Source organism: Halobacillus yeomjeoni, assembly GCF_020171525.1.
GTDB classification, from domain to species: Bacteria; Bacillota; Bacilli; order Bacillales; family Halobacillaceae; genus Halobacillus; species Halobacillus yeomjeoni.
This window is the reverse complement of record NZ_JAIVAI010000001.1, coordinates 710104-733827: the sequence shown is the minus strand read 5'-3', so window position 1 is coordinate 733827 and position 23724 is coordinate 710104. Positions and strand designations below refer to the sequence as shown.

Genomic DNA, 23724 nt, shown 5'->3' with positions numbered 1-23724 from the left:
TTTAAACCAGACACATTAATGGAAAGAAGTTTGTTTTTAATAAAAAAGCTCTTTTCATATTTAATTGGGTGGGGGATTTTGTTCTGGCTTGTTAGCAATTTCATTCAAAAAAGAAGCCTATGTGAACGAACACAGGCTTCTCCCTTACATCCAGGTGATCTTTGGTTCCGTTTTGTTCATGATCCGTTTGATGTTCGAACGGTGGCGGTATATGACAAACAAAGTAAAGAGTGAAATTAATACCGTCAACCCGTAATCTTTAAAAATCACTGTTGCAATGATTCCGACAATCCCCGTCAACATCGAAGAAAGGGAGACATATTTGCTCAGATATAAAATGATGAAAAAGGATAAAATCAGAATAAGAAAAACAAGTGGATTGACCCCGAGAATGACTCCACCTGAAGTGGCCACAGCTTTACCACCTTTGAACCTTGCAAATACAGGATACATATGGCCGACGACAGCAAAGATACCGACAATCAACGCAATGACATCTGCACCTAAGAAGTAAGGAAGTGCGGCAGCTAACGTACCTTTCAGGATATCAGCGATGGTCACGATGAACCCGGCTTTTTTACCTAAAACACGGAACGTATTCGTTCCACCGAGGTTTCCGCTTCCATGCTCTCTTATATCGATGCCATATCCTAGTTTTCCAACGATCAGCCCTGAAGGAATCGACCCTAACAGGTAAGCGAGGATAATATATAAGGCATACTCCACGTTATTCAACTCCTTACGTCTTTCTTCTATTTTATCATGAGTAGTTAAATGATAGAACTCATCGTATCTGATAGGATGTACAGTCTATGAAAATTTCGTTAAAATCTATGATTCAATTTGACAATACACAACAACTATTTATTATACCAATTTATGACCTGGTGACAAGAGTAAATACTAATTTGCTCTTCCTTCCTGTGTAAGCCTATTTAATTACAGATAAGATTTGTCGGTGTTGAGGCGGAAAGAGAACCATATCTTTTGCAAAATGTTTCGAATTGTGGAAATCTGGTAATGTATTAAAGAATTTGGTTTGTAAGATTAAAGGGGGAAAATCATGATTACGTTCAACGACGTAACCAAAACGTATCCAGATGGGACTACAGCCTTGAAAAACATCAACCTGGAAGTGCAGGAAGGCGAGTTGCTCACTCTCATCGGTCCGAGTGGTTGCGGAAAAACGACGACGATGAAAATGATCAATCGTCTTATCAAGCCGTCCGAAGGGACGATCAAAATACATAATAAAGACATCCGCGATTATAATATCCACGAGTTACGATGGAATATCGGTTATGTATTACAGGAAATTGCTTTATTTCCCCATATGACAATTGAAGAAAATATTTCAGTCGTACCTGAAATGAAGAAATGGAAGAAAAAAGATCTATCCAATCGAATCGATGAATTGATGGATATGGTCGGCCTCGATGCTCAAAAGCACCGAAAAAGAAAACCGAGCGAACTCTCGGGAGGACAGCAGCAAAGGGTAGGAGTCATCAGAGCATTGGCTGCTGACCCTGATATCATTTTAATGGACGAGCCATTCAGTGCTTTGGATCCGATCAGTCGTGAGCAGTTACAGAAAGATATTCGACAATTACAGCAGGAAATCCAAAAAACCATCGTCTTTGTAACGCATGATATGGATGAAGCCATGGCTCTTGGAGATCGTGTCTGTCTAATGAAAGAAGGAGAAATCGTTCAGCTCGATACCCCTCAAAACCTCATCTTACAACCTGCGAACGACTTTGTAAGAGACTTTATCGGAAGCCGTAAAACTCCATGGCAGACAGCGGTGGATGTCATCATGGATCAAACGAGCAGCAAATTATTTACTCAAGAACAGCTGGAATCCGGACATGTGCCGTCACAAGGCACACATGTCGTCAAAGATGATAAAGGAAAATATCTTACTGGCTTTAGTAATGGAGACAAAGTCGATCTGCCTGCTCTGGATAATGGCATGACGTTAAGAGAAGCAACTGAGGTTTTCGAACAAAACGATTATCAACTTCTTCCTGTAAAAAAGGGTGACCAATTGATAGGAACCCTTTCTCATAAGGATATCGTGCTCTACCTCAAAGAACATTCTAAAGAAAACGGGGTGGTGCAGCCATGAACACATTTATAGAGGTTTTTGCTAAAAGACAAGATGTTCTAGTAGAGAAGATTTGGGAGCACCTACAAATCTCCATTATCGCTCTTGTCATTGCGACGCTGATCTCTGTCCCTCTCGGACTTTTATTGACCCGATATCAAAGAGTTGCGGAGCCCATCATAGGAGTGACGGCTATTCTGCAGACGATTCCAAGCTTGGCTGTACTGGCTTTTTTGATTCCGTTTTTCGGTATCGGCCAGACGCCTGCCATTATTGCATTGACCGCTTACGGACTTTTACCGATTCTGCGGAATGCCTACACCGGAATCAAAGAAGTGGATCCAGCACTGAAAGAAGCCGCGACCGGGATGGGAATGAGTTCCTTCCGCCGTCTTTCAAAAATTGAACTGCCACTGGCGATGCCTGTCATCATGGCGGGAATACGTACTTCAATGGTCTTGATTGTGGGAACGACCACAATTGCAGCTTTAATCGGAGCGGGTGGTCTGGGAGATTTGATTCTTCTTGGTTTGGACCGTGGCGGGGACATTAACCTGATTTTATTAGGTGCAATTCCCGCAGCATTGTTAGCTATCATTTTGGACTTCATCCTCCGCCTTTTTGAACGGACTTCAGCGAAGTCAGGGTTCCGATCACTCGTGAGCCTTTTAGTTGTGGCAGCTTTAATAGCTGTAGGACCACTGGCTTTTGCAGGTGAAGACAGAAAAGATATCGTGATTGGTGCAAAGTTAGGTTCTGAACCTGCCATACTAATTAATATGTACAAACTTTTGATTGAAGAGGAAACGGATATCAATGTAGGGTTGAAGCCTAATCTTGGGAAAACGGATCTTGTTTTCAGCGCTCTTGAGGAAGGCAGTATCGACATCTACCCTGAATTTACAGGGACGGCAATTGTTACATTGATGAATGAACAAGCCGTGAGCAACAACCCTGATGAAGTTTATCAGCAAGCCAAAAAAGGAATGGCCCAACAATACGACATGGCCTTTTTAGAGCCGATGAAATTCAATAATACCTATGCGGTAGCCACGACTCAGGAGCTTGCTGAACGTTATGGCTTGGAGACGATCGGAGACCTTAAAAAAGTCGAAGACCAAATCACAGCCGGATTCACATTGGAGTTCAACGACCGTAAAGATGGGTACCAAGGTATGAAAGAGTTGTATAACTTGAATCTTGGTGATGTGGAGACGATGGATCCTGGTTTGAGACAGGGAGCTATTGAATCGGGTGATGTTGACATCATTGATGCTTACGCAACAGCCGGATACATGGTTGACTTGAATTTGAAAGTGCTCGAAGATCCGAAGAACCTTTTCCCTCCTTATCAAGGAGCACCTCTGATGAGACAGGAAACATTGGATCGTTATCCTGAATTGGACGTACTGAATAAGCTTGGTGGTAAAATCACCGGGGATCAGATGCGTGAAATGAATTATAAAGTAAGCTTTGAAGATGCAGATCCTGAAGATGTGGCTCATGATTATTTGATTAGTGAAGGTTTGATAGAAGAATAGGAGGTTGTAACGATGAATTTCCAAAATCCATCTAAAGATAAGATCAAAGAGCTGCTTGATGAATCAAAAACGATTGCTGTCGTGGGGTTGTCGGATAAACCCCACAGAACATCCTATCAGGTTAGTGAAGCGATGCAGAGAGCCGGGTACCGGATCATCCCGGTCAATCCGACGATTCAGGAATCACTCGGTGAACAAGCCTATGCCAGTCTGGAAGATATTGATGAACCGATTGACATCATCAATGTTTTTCGAAGATCAGAGCATCTTCCTGAAGTCGCTCATGAAGCGTCTGGTTTGGATGCAAAAGCTTTCTGGGCCCAGCAGGGTGTTTTCCATAATGAGGTTCCGGATATCCTCCAAGGGACCGATCAACTAGTGATAATGGATATGTGCATTAAAGTAGCTCAAGCCATCTATCGTTAAGCACCCGTACCGAAACTGCCGACATTTCCTGTCGGCAGTTTTTTGATGGGTAGTTACTCTCTAAAAGGTAATCCGAGACGGTTTTTCACCCAGCTTTATACTGGTAACCTTGTGTTTGGAAACTAATGGTTCCGCCTTGTTTTGAAATGGAATGGTGTTCTATTTTAAGAGGTTTTTCCTTACGATATTCCAAGCAGATAAGTAAGCTTGTATGAAATTATGGTAAAATAGAGATAGATATAGGTAATCAGAGCCTGAAATCCCTATCTAAGTTAGGGGTTTTTCTTATGACTTGGAAGAATTATGTTTGCGAAAACGTGTAAAATCGCTACAATATAACAAGCGATTCTTTTATTTTGCACGTTTACATACGCGAACGTTTGTTCTAATATTGAGTTATATGTTGTTGACGAGAAAGGAGCCGATGGTAAATTGTCGAATCATAATCAAACTTATTCAGATGATTCTATACAAGTACTTGAAGGATTGGAGGCCGTGCGGAAGCGACCGGGGATGTATATCGGATCCACCGATCACCGCGGCCTGCACCATCTAGTCCATGAAATCGTCGATAATGCAGTAGACGAAGCGTTAGCCGGATTCGGCCAGCAAATGACTGTCACTCTCCATAAAGATGGAAGCGTATCCGTAGAGGATGAGGCACGTGGAATGCCTACCGGAATGCATAAAACCGGTAAACCGACACCGGAAGTCATTTTGACGGTCCTCCACGCCGGAGGAAAGTTTGGACAAGGGGGATACAAATCCAGTGGCGGTCTTCACGGTGTAGGGGCGTCTGTCGTGAACGCCTTATCCGAATGGCTGGAAGTGAAGATCTGCCGTGATGGAGAACGGTATTACCAACGTTTTGAAAACGGTGGTGTTCCTGTAACATCCCTCGAACATAAGGGAGCGACCAGGAAGTCGGGGACGACGATTCGTTTCAAGCCTGATCCAACCATCTTTTCGGTAACCAAATTCAATTTCGAAACCCTTTCTGAACGCCTGCGAGAAGCTGCTTTCCTCCTCAAAGGGTTCCGGATCAATTTAGTTGATGAACGAAAGGAAAGAGTTGAAGAAGTCTACCAATACGATGATGGCATCGAATCTTTTGTCGCCTATTTGAACGAAGAAAAAGATACGCTTCATCCAGTCGTCTCTTTTGAAGGGAGTCACTCTGAGATTGAAGCGGATATCGCTTTCCAGTTCAATGACGGCTTTGCGGAAAGCATCTTATCGTTCGTCAACAATGTGCGTACCAAAGACGGGGGGACACACGAGTCCGGCGCCAAAACCGCAATCACACGTGTGTTCAACGATTATGCCAGACGCGCCCAAATGTTGAAAGAAAAAGATAAGAACTTGGAAGGGAACGATATCAGAGAAGGATTTACAGCTATCATCTCCGTCCGGATTCCAGAAGAGCTGCTGCAGTTCGAAGGACAGACGAAAAGTAAACTCGGTACCTCAGAAGCTAGATCTGCTGTAGATGCCGTTGTGGCTGAACAGCTTTCCTACTTCCTTGAAGAAAATCCGGATGTCGCTTCCATGCTGATCAAGAAAGCGATCAAGGCGAAGGAAGCAAGGGAGGCGGCAAGAAAAGCACGTGAGGACGCCCGCTCAGGCAAGAAAAAGAAACGCAAAGATACGTTGCTGAGCGGAAAATTGACCCCGGCTCAATCAAGGAATCCACAAAAGAATGAACTTTATCTGGTTGAGGGTGACTCTGCTGGAGGCTCAGCCAAACAGGGCCGGGACCGGAAGTTCCAAGCGGTGCTTCCTTTACGAGGAAAAGTTATCAATACAGAAAAAGCGAAAATTGCAGACATCTTCAAAAATGAAGAAATCTCCACCATCATCCATACGATCGGAGCTGGAGTCGGAGGAGATTTCACCTTGGAAGATTGCAATTACGATAAAATTGTCATCATGACAGATGCCGATACGGATGGCGCGCACATCCAGGTACTGTTACTGACGTTCTTTTACCGTTATATGCGACCGTTGGTAGAGGCAGGGAAAATATTCATCGCCCTTCCGCCTTTATACAAAGTTTCCAAAGGCAAAGGGAAGAAAGAAAAGACCGAATATGCCTGGGATGAAGAGGGCATGCAGAAATTATTGAAAGAATTCAAGAATGGGTATACGATTCAGCGTTACAAAGGTTTAGGTGAAATGAACGCCGATCAGCTTTGGGAAACGACAATGAATCCTGAAACAAGAACGTTGATCCGGGTCACGATTGATGATCTTGCACGTGCTGAACGCCGTGTGACCACTTTGATGGGCGATAAAGTAGAACCTCGCCGTAAATGGATTGAATCCCACGTCGCTTTCGGATTAGAAGACGAGGCAAACATACTAGAAAACGACAAAATTCAAGCGTAAAAGGGGGACCTTCTGTTGGCAGAGGCAGAGAAGTATTTAGATTTACCACTTGAAGAAGTACTGGGAGACCGTTTTGGAAGGTACAGTAAATACATCATCCAAGAACGTGCGCTTCCTGATGCGAGGGACGGGCTGAAGCCTGTCCAGCGCCGTATTTTATATGCGATGCACCAGGAACGGAATACACATGATAAAGCTTATAGGAAATCAGCGAAAACAGTGGGTACCGTTATCGGGAACTACCACCCGCACGGAGATACCTCCGTTTATGATGCGATGGTACGTTTAAGTCAAATGTGGAAAGTGCGAAAACCGCTTATTGAAATGCACGGAAACAACGGAAGTGTCGACGGAGACCCGCCAGCCGCGATGCGTTATACCGAAGCGCGTCTTTCTGCAATTTCTTCTGAACTATTAAGAGATATTGAAAAAGAGACCGTCGAACATATTCCCAACTTCGACGACACCATTGAAGAGCCGACGGTTTTACCAGCTAAATTCCCGAATTTATTGGTCAATGGATCTACAGGTATATCGGCAGGTTACGCGACAGAAATACCTCCTCATAACATTGGTGAAGTCATTGATGCCGTCATTATGAAAATCGACAAGCCTGATTCGACGGTTCCAGAATTGATGGATAAACTGAAAGGGCCAGACTTCCCGACTGGAGGTACCATTCAGGGTGTAGACGGGATCCAGAAAGCGTATGAAACCGGTAAAGGGAAGATCGTTCTCCGTGGCCGGGCCGAAATTCAAGAGCTCCGCGGCGGACGTGAGCAGATTGTCATTGATGAAATTCCTTATGAAGTCAATAAGGCAAGTATGGTCAAACGTATGGATGAACTGCGTATCGACCGAAAAGTGGAGGGCATTGCAGAAGTCCGTGATGAAACGGATCGAACCGGCCTGCGTGTCGTCATCGAATTGAAGAAGGACGCGAACAGTGAAGGTGTGCTCAATTACATGTATAAACACACCGACCTGCAGATTTCCTACAACTTTAACATGGTTGCCATCCACGATCGTACGCCGACTTTGATGAACCTTCCGATGATGCTGGATTCCTACATCAAGCACCAGAAAGAAGTAGTGACGCGCCAATCCATTTTTGATTTGAATAAAGCGAAAAAACGCGCACACATCGTAGAAGGGTTGATCAAAGCCATCAGCATCCTCGATGAAGTAATTGCGACGATCCGCAGTTCAAAAGATAAACAAGATGCGAAAAACCAATTGATGGCACAGTACGAATTCACTGAAGAACAAGCGGAAGCGATCGTTACGTTGCAGCTTTATCGTTTGACTAACACGGATATTACAGCACTTCAGTCAGAAGCCGAAGAGCTGCAGAAACAAATTGCATACTTAGAAAAAATTCTTGCAAGCGATCATGAATTGATGAAAGTGATCAAAGCGGACCTTCGTTCTATGAAGAAAAAATACGATGATGCTCGTATGACGAATATCGAAGAAGAGGTAGAAGAACTCAAAGTGGACCTCGAAGTCACTGTCGCCAGTGAGGACGTCCTTGTCACCGTAACGAAGGATGGGTACATCAAACGGACCAGCTTGAGGTCTTATGCTGCCTCTAATGGAGAAGATTTCGCTTTGAAAGACGGGGACCATCTGCTGAGGATGTATGAAGTCAACACGACCGACACCATTCTCATATTCACTAATCTAGGGAAATACCTGTTTATTCCGGTGCATAAGCTGCCGGACATCCGCTGGAAGGACCTTGGTCAGTATATTTCCAACATCGTTCAGGTGGAAAAAGGAGAATACATCGTCGAAGCCATTCCTGTGCGTAACTTCGATCAAGATCAATATCTTCTCTTCTTCACGAAAAATGGAATGGTCAAGAAGAGTGAGTTGAAGATGTATCAGGCCCAGCGTCATTCCAAAGCCCTGGTAGCCATCAATTTGAAGGGTGATGATGAAGTCGTCGATATCTATTTGACAGATGGCCACTCAGATATCTTTATTGCATCGAACAAAGCTTATGGATTGTGGTACAAGGAAGAAGAAGTCAATCCTGTCGGTCAGCGGGCGGCAGGTGTCAAAGCGATTCACTTGAAAGACGGAGAACATGTCGTTTCCGGTCAGATTTTCGACCCTGAAAAAGATCCTTCGATTCTGATTTCTACGCACCGCGCGGCAGTGAAGAGGATGAAACTGAAAGAATTTGAAAGGACTTCAAGAGCGAAACGTGGTGTTCTAATGCTGAGAGAATTGAAAAAAGATCCTCACCGATTGATAGACGTTCATCTCGTCGACCGGGACGATCAAATCATTCTCAAAACGAACAAAGATGAAGCGTTGACCGTCAACACAATGGACTTCAAGGCCAATGATCGATACAGTAATGGCTCTTATGTCATGGATATCGATCAAAAAGGGAAAGTAGAAGAAGCCTGGAAGAAACCAGTTTACGAAAAGCCCTTTGACGCAGATGATCAACAAGAATCCTGATTGATCAATAATAGATAGAGCTCAATGTGGATTTTAATATCCAGCATTGAGCTCTTTTTTTGTTGATTCATTTGTATCGAAACCTTATGTGAATGGATGGGGAATTTTAAAGGCCAGTCGATTTCTTTGACTCTTTTAGGGGGTTGGATAAATAACAGAATATTCAAATTTATCACAAAATAACACAAGTAGTAAAGCAGGAGCTATCTAAATTGACTTGGGAATAGAGAGCGTGAATATCCGCCTTTAAGGGAGTTATTCCTACTACCTTTCACAACCCCGAATCAGGAGGTATTTATCCTTTTTATCAGAATACGTAGAGTATATCTTTTAAGGAGGAATGTATTTTGAAATTCAAGAAACTCGCTACACTGTCCATCGCTGCCACTCTAGCCGTTCTGCCAACCACAGGGTCTACCCTGGCTGCCCCTCAGGAAGATGCATTGAAAAATGACACCAGCATCAACATGACTGAGGAAGTTGGTAAATATGCTAAAGGGGAAGTAGTGGTCAAGTTCAAGGATGGGAAAAATCTATCAGACAAACAGTTGGAAAAGTTAGGTGCCGAACTGTTTGAGGATAACCAGGCTGTAGTAACATCTGAGTTCAATTTACTTAAAGTCGGAAATGTAGAAGCGGTTGTGAATGCATTGAATAACAACCCGAATGTGGAGTACGCTGAACCAAACTATATATTCGATGCGACGTTCACTCCAAATGATACTTATTATAGTGGTTACCAGTATGGTCCTCAAAATACAGATACACCAGCTGCCTGGGACATTACACTTGGCAGCAGCAGCCAGGAAATCGCTATTGTCGATTCCGGAGTCGATTACTACCACCCGGATTTGGATGATAAGACTATCCTGGGTTATGACTTTGTAGACAATGATTACGATCCAATGGACTTGAACAGTCATGGTACACACGTAGCTGGTACAGCGGCTGCTGAGACAGATAATGCAAGAGGTGTAGCTGGTATGGCTCCAAACACACAAATTCTTGCGGTCCGTGCATTGGATGCTCAAGGCAGTGGATCTTTGAATGATATTGCAGATGCTATCCGTTACTCCGCTGATGCCGGAGCTGAAGTGATTAACCTATCACTTGGTTGTAATTGCGATACTCAAACGCTTGAAGATGCCGTAGACTATGCATGGAACAGTGGTTCTGTCGTGATTGCTGCAGCAGGAAATGACGGTACTTCGACCACTTTCGAGCCGGCTTCCTATGCTAACGCCATCGCTGTTGGTGCTGTTGACAGCAATAACAATGTAGCCTCCTTCTCAAACTATGGGACATGGGTGGACGTAACGGCTCCAGGGGTATCCATCGCTTCTACAACACCTAATAATGGATACGCTTATAAGTCCGGAACTTCCATGGCTTCGCCTCATGTAGCTGGACTTGCTGCCTTACTTGCTTCTCAAGGACGTTCGAATTCCAACATTCGTGCAGCGATCGAGCAGACAGCTGATCCTATTAGTGGAACAGGATACTACTTCGAGCATGGCTTGATCAACTCACTAGACGCTGTTCAATATTAATTGGTTGAATATTATTAAAACCCCGCTTCTACGGAAACGGGGTTTTTCTTCATTTAAAAGGGGAGAATCCCACCTATAATTTTGGAAGGCAGGAGAACGTTAGGAAAAGTTCACCTTTGCACGCTGTTTCAGAATGCGCTCGCAAGTTTTCCTTTTTCACACTCCACTCGGTAAACGGGAGATAGTAGTGGTTCAAAAGGGGACTAACTTTCAACAGTTGAATGGTGGTTAGAGCTTCACCCTCATATGTGAAAAAGGTCATCTCTCCCGTTTTAGTCACTTCATAATTGATGGGTTCCTCTTTGAGGTGAGTGAAATGAACGGTTTCAGGCACACGATATTGGTTGTTGTATCTTACAAAAGTCGTACCTTCGGCAAAGGACGTGGTTTCATAGTTTTCAAAACCGTAATCAAGCAGATCTTTCGTATCTTCATAAACCTGCTGCTTTCTGTCACTTTTCATCGTAATGACGATCAACGTCGTATTTTCTCTTGAAGATGTCGTAGCTAAAGTGAAGCCTGATTCCCGGACATATCCTGTTTTTCCACCGGTTACCCCTTCGTAAGGGTCTTCTCTCATCAATTTGTGGTGTGTATAAAGAGTCGCATCCCATGATTCACTTTTCCATTCCATCTTCTTTGTACTGTAAATCTCATTAAATGTAGAATTTTTCATGGCGTATTGCGTGATTTCTGCCAAATCTTTAGCCGTGGTGGTGTGACCAGGATCAAAGAGTCCATGGGGATTTTTGAAGGTTGTATTCTTCACTCCGATGACCTCTTTGAGATATTCGTTTATGTCTTCAGAAAACTCATCCACACTTCCACTCAAATGCTCAGCTATAGCTACCCCAGCGTCATTCCCCGAGTTGATCATCAAACCTTCTACCAATTGTCGAAGTTTAACTTCGTCTCCTTCTTTCAGATAAACACTCGATCCTTTTGTTTCGTATGCATTTTTACTAACGGTCACGGAATCTTCCAAATCACCGGTTTCAATAGCATAAATGGCGGTAGCGATTTTCGTTAAACTTGCTGGATACAATTCAGAGTCTGCATACTTTTCATAAATGACTTTCCCTGTATTGGCCTCTAATACAATGGCAGACTCGCTGTTAATGATTGGTGTGGAGGGCTTTTCCTCAGCTTCTGTTGGATAAGCACTTGAAATAGTGATGATTAGATAAGTCGTGATGAATAGAACAATCTTTTTCAATTTCTAATTACTCCTTGTTGACTTTGATTTCCATTAATTTTAATGAGCGATGTTGTGGTGAAAGCACCTGACTGTATGTATTATAAAACGTTTTTAATTTATTTTGACAAAATTCGAGGCGATGTAATAAGAATTTAAAAAAGTTACCTTTTTCTTCAATCTTTCAGCAACTAATCTCCCTGATTGGTGAAATATGTTATTCTTTCTTAAAGATTTACAATGAAAAAAGAGGAAATTAGCAACCATAAACACCTGTATTCCTTCCTTATATTAAAAGCACAATACGATATTAGAATCATCTGAAGTGGTGATAAAGTTCCTTTTTTAAATAAGAGAGAAGCTTTCTCACAACGGTTGGGTAGTCGTGCAAGACAAATATCCTACCTCTCAATCAAAAAAGCTCAAAAAGCATCTAAAGGTGTTCTGAACACAGAAGTAACTATATATGCAAGGGGGAACGACTATGGGGATATTACTTACGATTGCTTTTTTTATGATTTTAATAATGGGAGCCAGAAGTCAAAAACAACTGGATCGTCATAAACAAAGCGAGGAGAGAATCAAAAAACTGGAAGAACGATTGGATCAATTAGAACAACAGCAAAGCAAAGATAGTCAAGCTTAGATATGTAGAAAGCGCTGGAGAGGAGGAGACGAAGTGAAATTAAATATTCAAAAGCTTGAGAAACCGACACAGGAGCTCGTAAAAAAACTGGAGCACTGGGAAAATGACCCGGACCTAATTCCGTATACTAGGGTACATAGAAATAAGGAGGAACTTGAAGCCTATCATACAGTTACTCTGGAAGGTCTATCCGACCGCTTTTATAATCACGATATTTACTTAATTTATCTTGAGGATAAACTGATCGGGGAAATGAATTTTATGATCGATCCGCCGCATTTACATAAAAAAGTTCCCGGCACCGCCTGGATTGGTATCACCATCGGAGAACCGGAAGGCCGTGGGAAAGGTGTGGGGGTTGAAGCAATCCGATATTTAGAAGAACAAATCAAATCAGCAGGGTTGAATCGGATTGAATTAGGTGTATTCGAGTTTAATGAACGAGCGAGGAAGCTATATTCTAAGATGGGTTATAAGGAAATTGCCCGGCTTGCGGATTTCACGTTTTGGAAAGATCAGATGTGGGCAGATATCCGCATGGAAAAAATATTGTAAATAGTTTTCTTCATTCCTCCTTACTTTCCTTCGCAGGTATGATAGAATAGGAAAAATTTACTTTGAAGGAGACTTGAAAAATGGATGAACGATTGCAACTGATCAAACCTACCATCGATCTGAAAGAAGAATACATATCCTTCTACAATGAATGGAAAGAAACGGGAGAATCCATGGTCCCCTGGGTCATTGAAAAAGACCCCGGTAATTTCGAAGCTATGGTTCAGTTTTTAGAAGACAACGCAAATGGTGTAAATCTTCCCGAAGGATGGATTCCTGATTCGACGTATTGGTTGATCGACCAAAACAATAAAGTATTAGGTGTCGTCAATCTCCGTCATGAGTTGACGGATTTTATCAGAAACAACGGTGGTCATATCGGTTATGGCATCCGTCCTTCTGAACGGAAGAAAGGCTATGCCACTCAATTATTAGCGTTAAGTTTAGAAAAAGCGAAAGCTCTGGACATCAAAAAGGTTTTGGTCGTTTGTGATGAGTGGAATACAGCCTCTTACAAAACCATCGTCAAGAATGGCGGTGTAGCGGATACAGACTTTGGGGAGGAAGACGGTAATGTCGTGAAGAGGTTTTGGATTGCTATTTGATCAAACACTTCTATAACTCAAATCTCACATAACATTTTGAGTCGAGATCCTGATCCTTTAACCCTTATCATTTGAATTGCAATTCAATATTTGATTATGATAATAATGAATTAGACATAGTCAACTAAGGAGTGGTAAGTGTGAAAGCAGTCCACGTAACAGGATATGGAGATGTCGACAAGTTAGAAGTCGTGGAAAAATCAATACCAGAACCAAAAAGCAATGAAGTACTTATAAAAGTCAAAGCTTGTGGAATCAACAATACAGAAATCTGGATGAGAGAAGGAGCTTATGGTACAGGTTCCAAGTCTGGATGGAGACCAGAAGGAGTCCAGTTTCCAAGAGTCCCAGGCTCAGATATCACAGGGGAAGTAGTAAAATTGGGAGAAGAAGTGGAAGAAGGAATGCTTGGAAAAGATATCGTAGTCTTTCCTTTCACTTCAAGTGGACCTGAAGGACAGGAGCATATAGCTGAGGATATGAGCTTTATCGGTTCCGAATATGACGGCGGCTACGCCGAGTATGTCGTGTGGCCGGCCGACCTTTGCTTTGATATGCCGCTTTCCGACTATACTGAAAGTGCAGCCTTTTCTGTAAGTGGAATGACAGCGTGGCATATGGTCGAACAAATTCAGGCCAAGCCTGGTGAAACGGTCATGGTCACCGGGGCCAATGGTGGTGTCGGTTCATTGAACGTGCAAATAGCGTCCAAAGTATTCGGAGCGGATGTTATTGCCATTGTGGGAGACCTTGCTTTGGAAGGAAAAATGAAAGAACTTGGTGCCACTCATGTCCTATCTTATAAGTCGGATAACCTGAGTGAAGAGATTCTGGAGGCAAACGGAGGTCCGATCGACTCCGTTTTAGATGTCGTAGGTGATGCCCTGTTCTCAACCTCCCTACAAGTTTTGAAAAAAGGCGGAAAGTTTTGTACATCAGGCTCTGCCGGTGGTCAGAAAACAGAACTTGATTTCAGAACTCTTTACTTGAAACACATTACTTTATACGGCTCTGTATTAGGTACAAGAGATGAATTCAAGCGAATGCTTGAGGCAATATCAGAAGGGAAAATCCAGCCCGTCATCGAACGGACGTATCCCCTTGAACAAGCACGTGAAGCACAGACCTACTTCAAACAAGCAGGAAAAATGGGTAAAATCATTCTGCTGCCTGAAGGGTAAAAAAATCAATAAAACTATACACCATTTCAAGCCTGCATCCCTATTCCGGGAGTGCGGGCTTTAATTTAAAAGGTTCTGTTATTGCTTGGTGTTGTTATTTAACAAGTGAGCTCGTCTCAACTCTTTCCGTCCTGGAATTTGTTTGAGGCGGTCTTTTAGAATGACTCGCTTTCCGTGGGGTACCGTGAGCCTCCTCAGGCTGACGCCTTCCGGGGTCTCCCGAAGTACCTTAATCCCACAGGAGTCTCCCCATTCTAAAAGACCGCCTCTTCAAGATAGGTAAAACGGATAGTCCATGAATTTTTATTATAAAATCGTTACACCAACTTTGATGGGAGGGAAGGGAAAACAGGTAGACTCCTGCGGGAACAAGGAACAAGGTGAGACCCCGGAGAACGAAGTTCGAGGAGGCTCAGCGTTCCCCGCGGAAAGCGGACTGTTTTCCCTTCCCTCCTGTACTCTGGGCAAACAACTGACTGAACCAAAATCGGGTGAGTAGTAAAAAATCAACACTAGACTATAACAGAGCCATTTAAAAAGGGGGAATTCAGTGACTCACATAAAGAATATCGGATATTTTTGTAAAGTGGATGAAGAAGGAAACATAAGAAATGAATCCAATTGGAAATGTATGAACCGCAATTTTCAAAAAGCGGTTGAAAGATTGGTCGAACTGCTGCTTAAAAATGTAAGAAAAGATATACATAGTATATACATCAGAGGTTCCCTTCCCAAAGGGCTTGGGGTTGAGCACGTGTCAGATATTGATGCCATCGTATTAATAGATTCAGACCAAGAGGCTAACTATAGAGAAATCATATCTCCTATAAACCAAGAAATCTTGAATCTATTCCCATATGTAAATGGTGTAGAGATTGGAATTTATACTCTTCAGAACATGGTTTTGAACACAGATCGATTCTCTATCATTCCATTCATGATCAAGACACACAGTCTTTGTGTATATGGGGAGAATATTCAATCAAAGCTGCCTTCTTATCCTATAAATGAAGCTTTAGCGAACGACCATATCATACAAGCTCTCAGATTAATCAAGCAAAATCCGATCTCGTGGGAAATGAGGATGTAGAAGACATCAAAGATTGTTGTACATGGATTATGAAGAACATTATCCGCTGTGGTCTCGCATTTACCATTGTTGAAGAAAGACAATATACAAGAGATCTTACCCCCGCTTTTTCCTTATTCCGTAAGCATTATCCCTCAAAAGAAAAAGAGATGGAAGCCGCGCTATCCTACGCCGTACAACCGGTCACTGATCCTGATGAAGTCCTGGAGTTTTTAGAAAGCTTTGGTGTGTGGATCATCCAACAAGCGGAGGAATGGCTGGACACTTATAATTTCAATAGGGAGTATAACCTTAAAGTTTAATTATGGTGAAGTTCGTTGTTGGTATTATGAAACGAAACTGAAAGTTCTTACGTATGTATTGAAGAATGTGGCAAACTCACGAGCATAGGTAAATGGTTATCAAAATCAAATAATCCCATTCTTTAAGGAGGAGAAGAGCAATTAAAAAATTTGGCGCACACTTCGTCTATACATTATTTGTGACCGGTGTTTTTGTTCTATGTCTGAAACAATTAGAGTCTTTAAGAGAACAAGCAGAGCAGAATTTTCACCTCCTGCCTGCAATCATATTCGGTTTGTTCTACCCATTGATTTTAGGAATCTTATTTGCTCTTCCAAGTTTGTGGGAGCGGATCAAGCTTAAGCAGGCAAAAGGATTCAAAGTCAACAAGTTTTTAGGAGTAGGACTTCCAGCTATGTATATATTGAGCTCACCATATTTGTATTATGGTATGCGCTTGAACCTTCCATTCACAAGGTTATTCTCAAATTACTCCACTGAAGCTGGAATGCTGTTCAGCTTCTTATTAGGTTATCTGGCTATCGACTGTATCAGCAGCAAAGGAAAAGACTGAACCTTAAAATAGGGGGTGTTAAAGACGTCGTTGATCATTGTTTTATAAAAAAACGTTCTAAAAGCAACAAAGACATAGTAAATGAAAAGAGGTGCTTTTTAAAAATTGCAGAATTAAACATTAACAGAGCTTACATTTTAAAGAGCCTTTACGCCATAAGGTTCTTTTTTATGTTTTCATGAAGATAACCGACCGTGGTTGCTGGTTCCATTTATTTCTATGATTGTATTTTCTGAAAACTGTGATAAAATGAACGTATATTCAGCAGATAGGGGATGATTTATGAACGATTTAAAGGAGCGGATCATACAAACATCACTTGAATTATTCGATCAGCATGGCTTCCATGGAGTGACGGTGAGCCAGATCGTCAAAGCATCGGAGACCTCTAAGGGCGGCTTTTACCACCACTTTAAATCCAAAGACGAACTACTATTCGTCATTCACGATACCTTCATTACATATGTATTGCAAGAAGCGCAGGCGGCCAACATCACCCACACTTCACCGACGAAAAAAATCCAATCCATCGTACGATCATTCGTAGGAGTATTCGATCTCTACAAACCACATATATCGGTTTTTTATCAGGAGAGTAACTATTTGAAGCCGATGTATGAAGAACAGATCAAGCTCAAACGGGATGAATTCAAAAAGATGGTATTCCAAGTCATCTTAGAAGGTCAGGCTACAGGAGAGTTCCGCAGGGAGCTTCCTCTTGAAATTACCGGCATGGCCATTTTAGGCATGGTGAATTGGATCTACAAATGGTACAAGAGAGATGGCACGTACTCGATTGAAGAAATCGCGGATGTCTTTACGGATTTGGTTTTACATTTTCTCTTACCGGTCCAGCGGAAACAAGTGTTTGTCGATCAAATGCTTCATGTCCCTTTTTTTTATGAATTTAAGTAAACGCTTACAATTTATTTTTTTGGGTTGAGACAGACCAACCAGTCGGTCTTCATCCCACCCTATAAGGAGGAGAACCATGAATTTTGAACTGACGAAAGAACAAGAGATGACGAGAAAAATGGTCCGTGATTTCGCGGAGAACGTCATCCAGCCTCGTGCTGTTGACATTGATAAAACTGGAGAATTCCCTGAAGATATTTTTGAAGAGATGGGAAAACTTGGACTGCTCGGCATCCCATTCCCTGAAGAGTACGGAGGATCAGATGGAGACACCGTCACCTATGCTCTCGCTGTAGAAGAAATCGGCCGGGTTTGCGGATCCACCGGTCTCAGTTACGCAGCAGCAGTTTCTCTCGGTGCGAGCCCGATTTATTATTTCGGTACGGAAGAACAAAAACAGGAGTTCCTGACTCCGCTTGCGAAAGGGGAAGGCCTTGCATCGTTCGGATTGACTGAACCGAACGCCGGCTCTGATGCAGGTGGAACGAAGACGCGTGCAGAATTGAAAGGCGACCATTATGTGATCAATGGAGAGAAGTGTTGGATTACGAATGCTGAATATGCGAGGTCCATCACGGTCACAGCGGTTTCTGGGAAACGGGACGATGGGAAGAACATCATATCCGCCTTCATCATTCCGAAAGACACACCGGGAATGAAGATCACCAGCCCTTATGACAAGATGGGCGTCCGTGGCTCCAATACATCAGAAATCATATTGGAAGACGTGAAAGTTCCGAAAGAAAACATCTTAGGCGACCCTCAAAAAGGATTTAAACAGTTCCTTTATACATTGGATGGCGGGCGCATTTCCATCGCTGCATTAGCTGTAGGAATTGCTCAGGCTTCACTGGATCGTGCATTAGCTTACGCTAAAGAAAGAAAGCAGTTCGGTCAGCCGATCTCCAACTTCCAGGCCATCCAGTTCAAATTAGCGGATATGGCGATGGAAGTTGAACTTGCCCGGAACATGGTACTGAAATCTGCATGGTTGAAAGACAAAGGCAGAAACTTCACGAAGGAATCGGCTTACGCTAAGCTGTTTGCATCTGAAACGGCCTTCCGCTCCTCCAACCAGGCGATCCAAATCCACGGTGGTTATGGGTATATGAGAGAGTATGAAGTTGAGAGATTCCTACGTGATGCGAAGCTCCTTGAAATCGGTGAAGGAACTTCTGAAATTCAACGAATGGTCATTGCCCGTCAGCTCGGTTGTTAATAAATAAGAGGAGGAATCATAGATGTCTCTACTAGAATTGACCGTAGGTGAATTGTTGGAAAAGCAGGCAGAAGCGCATCCGGATCATGAAGCTTTCGTCTATCCGGAGGAGAATTTGAGAAAATCCTATAAGGAATTTAATGAAATGGCCGATCAAGCAGCCAAAGGGCTGATGGCTTTCGGTATTGAAAAAGGTGAAAATGTCGCCATTTGGTCAGACAATAAACCGGAATGGCTGACGACTCAATTTGCCACTGGAAAAATGGGAGGCGTACTCGTTACCGTCAATACGAATTACCGTGCCCAGGAGCTTGAGTATTTATTGAAACAATCCGATGCCTCCACATTGATTTTGGCTGAGGATTTCAAAGGTACGTCGTATATCGATATTTTGAAAGAAATCTGCCCTGAACTCTCCACTTCAGAAAAAGGAGATCTACAAAGCGACCGCCTTCCGTTTTTGAAAAACGTTATCGTCCTGAGTGAAAAATCTTACGATGGCTGCTACACATGGCAGGATTTGCTCGATATGAGTGAAACGGTCAGTGACAAGGAACTTGAAGAACGTAAAGCCACGCTCCACCACAAAGACGTCATCAACATGCAGTATACGTCTGGAACGACTGGGTTCCCGAAAGGTGTCATGCTGAGTCACTACAATATCGTCAATAACGGAAACCAGGTCGCTGACTGTATGAAGTTGACCGAAGAAGACCGCTTATGTATCCCGGTGCCGTTCTTCCACTGCTTCGGTTGTGTGCTGGGGACCCTTGCAGCGGTTTCGAAAGCCTCTACGATGGTCATCCTGGAACAGTTCGATCCGAAAAAGGTGCTTCAAGCGGTCAAAGAAGAACGGTGCACCGCATTACACGGCGTACCGACGATGTTCATTGCAGAACTGAATCACCCGGACTATGAATCATTGAAACCGACGACGTTACGCACAGGGATCATGGCTGGGTCGACATGTCCGATGGAAGTGATGAAGAGTGTCATCCATGACATGGGGGCTGAAGAGATTACGATCGCTTATGGCCAGACGGAATCTTCCCCTGTCATCACTCAGACGAAAGCAAATGACCCGATCGATTTACGTGTCTCAAGCGTCGGGCAGGCCCATCCGAATGTCGAAGTGAAAATCATCGACCCTGCTACAGGTGAAGAAGCAGAGAGGAACATACCTGGAGAACTGTGCACCCGAGGCTACCTTGTCATGGAAGGCTACTACAAAAATGAAGAAGCGACGAGTATCGCGATCGATCCTGATGGATGGCTGCATACAGGGGATATCGCTGTGATGGATGAAAACGGCTATGTCGAAATTACAGGACGAATCAAAGATATGATCATTCGTGGTGGTGAAAACGTCTATCCTCGAGAAATCGAAGAGTTTTTATACCAACACCCGGATGTCCTTGATGTTCAAGTCGTCGGTGTTCCCGACGAAAAATACGGAGAGGAAATCATGGCCTTCATCATTCCGAAAGAAGGAAAGACCCTTAAGGATGAAGACATCCGCTCCTTTAGTGAAGGCAAGATTTCCAAGCATAAGATTCCACGCTACATTTCATTCGTGGACGAATACCCGATGACGGCAAGCGGAAAGATTCAAAAATTCCGCTTACGTGAAGAAGCCATGGAACAGATGAAGATTAAATCTTAAAGGAAGGGGACTAACAATATGTTTAATAAAATATTAATTGCCAACCGCGGTGAAATTGCTGCTCGTGTCATCCGAACCTGCCAGCGACTGAATGTCAAAACGGTAGCGGTTTATTCTGAAGCCGATCAACATGCCCCTTACGTCGAGATGGCTGATGAAAGCTATTTGATCGGAAAACCGAGAGTCAACGAATCCTATTTGAACATAGAAAAAATATTGAAAGTGGCTGAAGAATCCGGTGCAGAAGCGATTCACCCAGGCTATGGCCTTCTAAGTGAAAATGCGGAGTTTGCTCGCAAAGTTGAAGAAGCAGGGCTCGTCTTCATCGGCCCCGACGCAGGAGTCATTGCTCAAATGGGCGATAAAATCGCGGCAAGAAATGAAATGAAGCGGGCCGGTGTTCCGATCATTCCAGGGACTGAAGAAGCCATCGCCTCTGTAGAAGAGGCCCAATCCGTCGCCCAGTCGTTCGGATACCCGGTCATGTTGAAGGCGACTGCAGGTGGTGGCGGCATCGGCATGCAGGCGGTTTATAACGATGAGGAGCTGGAAAAAGCGTTTGAAGGAAATTCCAAACGTGCGAAAGCCTTTTTCGGGAATGGAGAAATGTTCATCGAGAAGCTGATTGAAAATCCCCGTCATATCGAAATCCAAGTACTTGCTGATCACCATGGCAATGCGGTCTACCTTTTTGAACGGGAATGCTCCATCCAGCGCCGACACCAAAAAGTCGTCGAAGAAGCTCCTTCTCCAGTCCTGTCGGAAAAAACACGGCAGGAAATGGGAGAAAGTGCAATGAAGGCCGTTCAAACCCTCGGCTATAAAAATGCTGGAACCATTGAGTTCCTTGTGGATGACGAAGAAAACTACTACTTCCTGGAGATGAATACACGCCTTCAGGTCGAGCATCCGGTGACTGAAGAGATTACAGGGACCGATCTCGTTGAACAACAACTGAAGGTTGCCTTTGGTGAAAAATTGACGTTGAAACAAAATGATCTGACGATTCAAGGTCATGCCATCGAGGTCCGTATTTACGCAGAAGACCCGAATACCTTTTACCCATCACCGGGTCAACTGACGAAACTGGTACTACCAGAAGGCGAAGGCATCCGTCATGAAGTTGCCGTCAAAGGTGATTCACAAGTGACGCCGTTTTACGATCCGATGATTGCGAAACTGATCGCTTACGGCGAAACGAGAGAAGAAGCGATTGAACGGTTGACCAAAGCGATTCATGAATACGAAATCGAAGGTATCAAATCGAATTTGACGATGCTGAAGCGCATCATCACCCATGACAAGTTCAAAGAAGGCGAAACGAAAACAACATTTATTCAAGACTACTATCTACCAACACTTACGAATCAATAAGGAGGAACTAATCATGAACGAAGTGAAAGCATCTATGGCAGGAAGCGTATGGAAAATTGTCGCACAGCAAGGTGAAGAAATCAGTGAAGGGCAGGACATCGCCATCCTTGAATCGATGAAAATGGAGATTCCGATCCCAGCTGAATCAGGTGGAACAATCAAGGAACTAAAAGTCAGTGAAGGCGACTTCGTCAATGAGGGCGACGTCATTGCCATTATTGAATAAATAGGAGCGGATTTCATGCTTGATTTACCTGAAAACGTCACGATTAAAGAAGTCGGACCGAGAGACGGGCTGCAGAACGAGCCCGTCGAAGTTCCGACGGAAGATAAAATCGCATGGATCGATCGATTATCTGAAGCAGGATATTCTTATATTGAATTCAGTTCATTCGTCCATCCGAAATGGATTCCTCAACTGAAAGATGCACGTGAGGTCGCGGCATCAATCAAAAGAAAACCCGGCATCACCTACGCCGCTCTCGTCCCGAATATGAAGGGACTCGAAGGTGCGCTCGATACAGGTGTCGATGAAGTGTCAGTTTTCATGTCTGCGAGTGATACTCATAACAGAAAGAATATCAACAAATCGATTGAAGAAACGTACCCCGTACTCGGAGAAGTCGTTTCTGAAGCGAAGAAAGCAGGCAAGACGGTCCGGGGCTATGTTTCGACCGTTTTCGGCTGTCCATATGAAGGGGATATTCCCGTTCATCAAGTCGTGGATGTGAGTAAGCGTCTTCTTGACCTCGGCATTGATGAATTATCGCTTGGAGACACGATCGGTGTCGCCGATCCTAAACAGGTCGATACGGTCCTTACAGAATTGAAACAGCAATTATCTTTCAACGATTTGGCTATGCATTTTCATAATACACGGGGAATGGCTCTCGCAAACGTCCTCGTTTCCCTGCAGCATGGCATCACGACCTTTGACAGCTCACTTGGCGGCCTCGGAGGATGTCCATATGCTAAAGGAGCTTCAGGGAATTTAGCGACGGATGATCTCGTTCATATGCTTCACCAGATGGGTGTCCAGACGGGACTCGATTTGGAAAAGCTGGAAGAAGCGGCATTATTCATCCAATCGAAATTGAACAAGACACTCCCGAGCCATCAAATGCAGGTATTGAATAAAGAAAGGGTGTGACCGATGTCTGAACTTGTAACATTAGAAGAAATCGAAGATCATGTGATGCTTTTGACATTGAACCGTCCGGACGCTGCGAATGCGTTATCTCATGATTTACTTGATGCGATCACTGATAAAGTCGATGAAATACAACGCTCTCAGGATATCCGTGTCGTTTTGATTACCGGAAGCGGAAATAAAGCGTTTTGTGCGGGAGCGGACTTAAAAGAACGTGCTGGCATGTCTGATGAGGAAGTTGTAAGTACCGTCAAAAAAATCGGAGATACGATCCGCAAAATCGAAGAACTTCCCATGCCGACAATCGCGGTCATGAATGGTGTCGCCTTCGGTGGAGGTCTGGAGCTTGCTTTGGCCTGTGACCTCAGAATGATGAGCACTTCGACTAAAGTGGGTCTGACAGAAACTTCGCTTGCGATCATTCCAGGAGCTGGAGGCACTCAAAGGCTGTCACGCTTGATCGGCTTAGGAAAAGCGAAAGCGATGATTTATTCCGCTCGTCCAGTAGAGGCTGAACACGCTTATAACATCGGCCTCGTCGAATACATTTACGAGCCTCAATTCATTCATCAGGAAGCGCGTGACTTCGCATGTTCCATCGCTCGTAACGGCCCGGTCGCATTAAGACAAGCGAAAAAAGCGATCAGTCAAGGGTATGAAACCGACCTCGTGAAGGGGCTTGAAATCGAACATGAATGCTACAAAGAAACCATTCCTACGAAAGATCGTATGGAAGGATTGACGGCATTCAAAGAAAAACGAAAACCAGTGTATAAAGGAGAATAGAG

At 43.6% G+C, this 23724-nt stretch carries 22 protein-coding genes; 20 read left to right on the top strand and 2 right to left on the bottom strand.

Annotated elements, in window-relative coordinates; genetic code table 11:
- Positions 1–144 precede the first annotated feature (144 nt).
- Positions 145–726 carry a glycerol-3-phosphate 1-O-acyltransferase PlsY gene (gene plsY, locus LCL89_RS03755; protein WP_224807800.1) on the bottom strand — a complete coding sequence of 194 codons (582 nt, stop codon included), beginning with the start codon at positions 724–726 and terminating at the stop codon, positions 145–147.
- Between the two features lie 337 nt (positions 727–1063).
- On the opposite strand from plsY, the gene LCL89_RS03750 reads away from it, so the two are divergent.
- From LCL89_RS03750 to LCL89_RS03725, 6 genes are all read left to right on the top strand, one after another.
- Positions 1064–2128: an ABC transporter ATP-binding protein gene (locus LCL89_RS03750; protein WP_224807798.1), complete on the top strand. Its 1065-nt coding sequence runs from the start codon at positions 1064–1066 to the stop codon at positions 2126–2128.
- A complete protein-coding gene (locus LCL89_RS03745) occupies positions 2125–3648 on the top strand; it encodes an ABC transporter permease/substrate-binding protein (RefSeq protein WP_224807796.1) in 1524 nt (507 codons plus the stop codon). Before LCL89_RS03750 ends, LCL89_RS03745 begins: the two co-directional genes overlap by 4 nt.
- A 12-nt stretch (positions 3649–3660) precedes the next feature.
- Entirely contained in the window at positions 3661–4074 is a 414-nt protein-coding gene (locus LCL89_RS03740; protein ID WP_224807794.1) for a CoA-binding protein, read from the top strand.
- Between the two features lie 432 nt (positions 4075–4506).
- Positions 4507–6462: a DNA topoisomerase IV subunit B gene (gene parE, locus LCL89_RS03735; protein ID WP_197316046.1), complete on the top strand. Its 1956-nt coding sequence runs from the start codon at positions 4507–4509 to the stop codon at positions 6460–6462.
- A gap of 15 nt (positions 6463–6477) precedes the next feature.
- Positions 6478–8937 carry a DNA topoisomerase IV subunit A gene (parC, locus tag LCL89_RS03730; RefSeq protein WP_224807793.1) on the top strand — a complete coding sequence of 820 codons (2460 nt, stop codon included), beginning with the start codon at positions 6478–6480 and terminating at the stop codon, positions 8935–8937.
- Between the two features lie 347 nt (positions 8938–9284).
- Positions 9285–10487 (top strand): S8 family peptidase, encoded by a 1203-nt coding sequence (locus LCL89_RS03725; protein WP_197316048.1) that lies wholly within the window; start codon positions 9285–9287, stop codon positions 10485–10487.
- A 73-nt stretch (positions 10488–10560) separates the two neighbouring features.
- On the opposite strand, the gene LCL89_RS03720 is transcribed toward LCL89_RS03725, so the two are convergent.
- Positions 10561–11703: a D-alanyl-D-alanine carboxypeptidase family protein gene (locus tag LCL89_RS03720; RefSeq protein ID WP_224807792.1), complete on the bottom strand. Its 1143-nt coding sequence runs from the start codon at positions 11701–11703 to the stop codon at positions 10561–10563.
- 463 nt (positions 11704–12166) lie between these two features.
- Here LCL89_RS03720 and LCL89_RS03715 point away from each other — a divergent pair, with 463 nt between their 5' ends.
- The 14 genes from LCL89_RS03715 (at position 12167) to LCL89_RS03650 (ending at position 23722) form a co-directional block, all read left to right on the top strand.
- Positions 12167–12328, top strand: a complete 162-nt coding sequence (locus LCL89_RS03715) for a hypothetical protein (RefSeq protein WP_197316049.1) — start codon at positions 12167–12169, stop codon at positions 12326–12328.
- Between the two features lie 33 nt (positions 12329–12361).
- The gene (locus LCL89_RS03710) at positions 12362–12883 is read left to right on the top strand and encodes a GNAT family N-acetyltransferase (protein WP_224807790.1); all 522 of its coding nucleotides are present in this window, start codon (positions 12362–12364) and stop codon (positions 12881–12883) included.
- Positions 12884–12963: 80 nt separating this feature from the next.
- The gene (locus tag LCL89_RS03705; protein ID WP_224807789.1) at positions 12964–13488 is read left to right on the top strand and encodes a GNAT family N-acetyltransferase; all 525 of its coding nucleotides are present in this window, start codon (positions 12964–12966) and stop codon (positions 13486–13488) included.
- 140 nt (positions 13489–13628) lie between these two features.
- On the top strand, positions 13629–14669 hold the full coding sequence (locus LCL89_RS03700) for a zinc-binding dehydrogenase (RefSeq protein WP_224807788.1): 1041 nt from the start codon (positions 13629–13631) through the stop codon (positions 14667–14669).
- Positions 14670–15219: 550 nt separating this feature from the next.
- Positions 15220–15759, top strand: coding sequence for a nucleotidyltransferase family protein (locus LCL89_RS03695; protein WP_224807787.1), 540 nt, complete (start codon positions 15220–15222; stop codon positions 15757–15759).
- Positions 15760–15788: 29 nt separating this feature from the next.
- A complete protein-coding gene (locus LCL89_RS03690) occupies positions 15789–16061 on the top strand; it encodes a hypothetical protein (RefSeq protein WP_224807786.1) in 273 nt (90 codons plus the stop codon).
- Between the two features lie 179 nt (positions 16062–16240).
- On the top strand, positions 16241–16615 hold the full coding sequence (locus LCL89_RS03685; protein WP_224807785.1) for a hypothetical protein: 375 nt from the start codon (positions 16241–16243) through the stop codon (positions 16613–16615).
- A gap of 282 nt (positions 16616–16897) precedes the next feature.
- Entirely contained in the window at positions 16898–17530 is a 633-nt protein-coding gene (locus tag LCL89_RS03680) for a TetR/AcrR family transcriptional regulator (protein WP_224807784.1), read from the top strand.
- A gap of 76 nt (positions 17531–17606) precedes the next feature.
- A complete protein-coding gene (locus tag LCL89_RS03675) occupies positions 17607–18749 on the top strand; it encodes an acyl-CoA dehydrogenase (RefSeq protein WP_197316056.1) in 1143 nt (380 codons plus the stop codon).
- A gap of 22 nt (positions 18750–18771) precedes the next feature.
- On the top strand, positions 18772–20412 hold the full coding sequence (locus LCL89_RS03670; RefSeq protein WP_224807783.1) for an AMP-binding protein: 1641 nt from the start codon (positions 18772–18774) through the stop codon (positions 20410–20412).
- 18 nt (positions 20413–20430) lie between these two features.
- On the top strand, positions 20431–21786 hold the full coding sequence (locus LCL89_RS03665) for an acetyl-CoA carboxylase biotin carboxylase subunit (protein WP_224807782.1): 1356 nt from the start codon (positions 20431–20433) through the stop codon (positions 21784–21786).
- 13 nt (positions 21787–21799) lie between these two features.
- On the top strand, positions 21800–22012 hold the full coding sequence (locus tag LCL89_RS03660; protein WP_197316059.1) for an acetyl-CoA carboxylase biotin carboxyl carrier protein subunit: 213 nt from the start codon (positions 21800–21802) through the stop codon (positions 22010–22012).
- Between the two features lie 15 nt (positions 22013–22027).
- Positions 22028–22936: a hydroxymethylglutaryl-CoA lyase gene (locus LCL89_RS03655; protein WP_224807780.1), complete on the top strand. Its 909-nt coding sequence runs from the start codon at positions 22028–22030 to the stop codon at positions 22934–22936.
- 3 nt (positions 22937–22939) lie between these two features.
- Complete coding sequence (locus LCL89_RS03650) at positions 22940–23722, top strand: enoyl-CoA hydratase (RefSeq protein WP_224807778.1); 783 nt, start codon at positions 22940–22942, stop codon at positions 23720–23722.
- The last annotated feature ends 2 nt before the right edge of the window (positions 23723–23724 follow it).

Coding starts and splice junctions, on each gene's coding strand:
- LCL89_RS03715 (WP_197316049.1), top strand. CDS start 12,167: ATGGGGATATTACTTACGATTGCTTTTTTTATGATTTTAATAATGGGA.
- LCL89_RS03650 (WP_224807778.1), top strand. CDS start 22,940: ATGTCTGAACTTGTAACATTAGAAGAAATCGAAGATCATGTGATGCTT.
- LCL89_RS03705 (WP_224807789.1), top strand. CDS start 12,964: ATGGATGAACGATTGCAACTGATCAAACCTACCATCGATCTGAAAGAA.
- LCL89_RS03665 (WP_224807782.1), top strand. CDS start 20,431: ATGTTTAATAAAATATTAATTGCCAACCGCGGTGAAATTGCTGCTCGT.
- LCL89_RS03740 (WP_224807794.1), top strand. CDS start 3,661: ATGAATTTCCAAAATCCATCTAAAGATAAGATCAAAGAGCTGCTTGAT.
- LCL89_RS03670 (WP_224807783.1), top strand. CDS start 18,772: ATGTCTCTACTAGAATTGACCGTAGGTGAATTGTTGGAAAAGCAGGCA.
- LCL89_RS03655 (WP_224807780.1), top strand. CDS start 22,028: ATGCTTGATTTACCTGAAAACGTCACGATTAAAGAAGTCGGACCGAGA.
- LCL89_RS03750 (WP_224807798.1), top strand. CDS start 1,064: ATGATTACGTTCAACGACGTAACCAAAACGTATCCAGATGGGACTACA.
- LCL89_RS03680 (WP_224807784.1), top strand. CDS start 16,898: ATGAACGATTTAAAGGAGCGGATCATACAAACATCACTTGAATTATTC.
- LCL89_RS03675 (WP_197316056.1), top strand. CDS start 17,607: ATGAATTTTGAACTGACGAAAGAACAAGAGATGACGAGAAAAATGGTC.
- LCL89_RS03660 (WP_197316059.1), top strand. CDS start 21,800: ATGAACGAAGTGAAAGCATCTATGGCAGGAAGCGTATGGAAAATTGTC.
- LCL89_RS03745 (WP_224807796.1), top strand. CDS start 2,125: ATGAACACATTTATAGAGGTTTTTGCTAAAAGACAAGATGTTCTAGTA.
- LCL89_RS03690 (WP_224807786.1), top strand. CDS start 15,789: ATGAAGAACATTATCCGCTGTGGTCTCGCATTTACCATTGTTGAAGAA.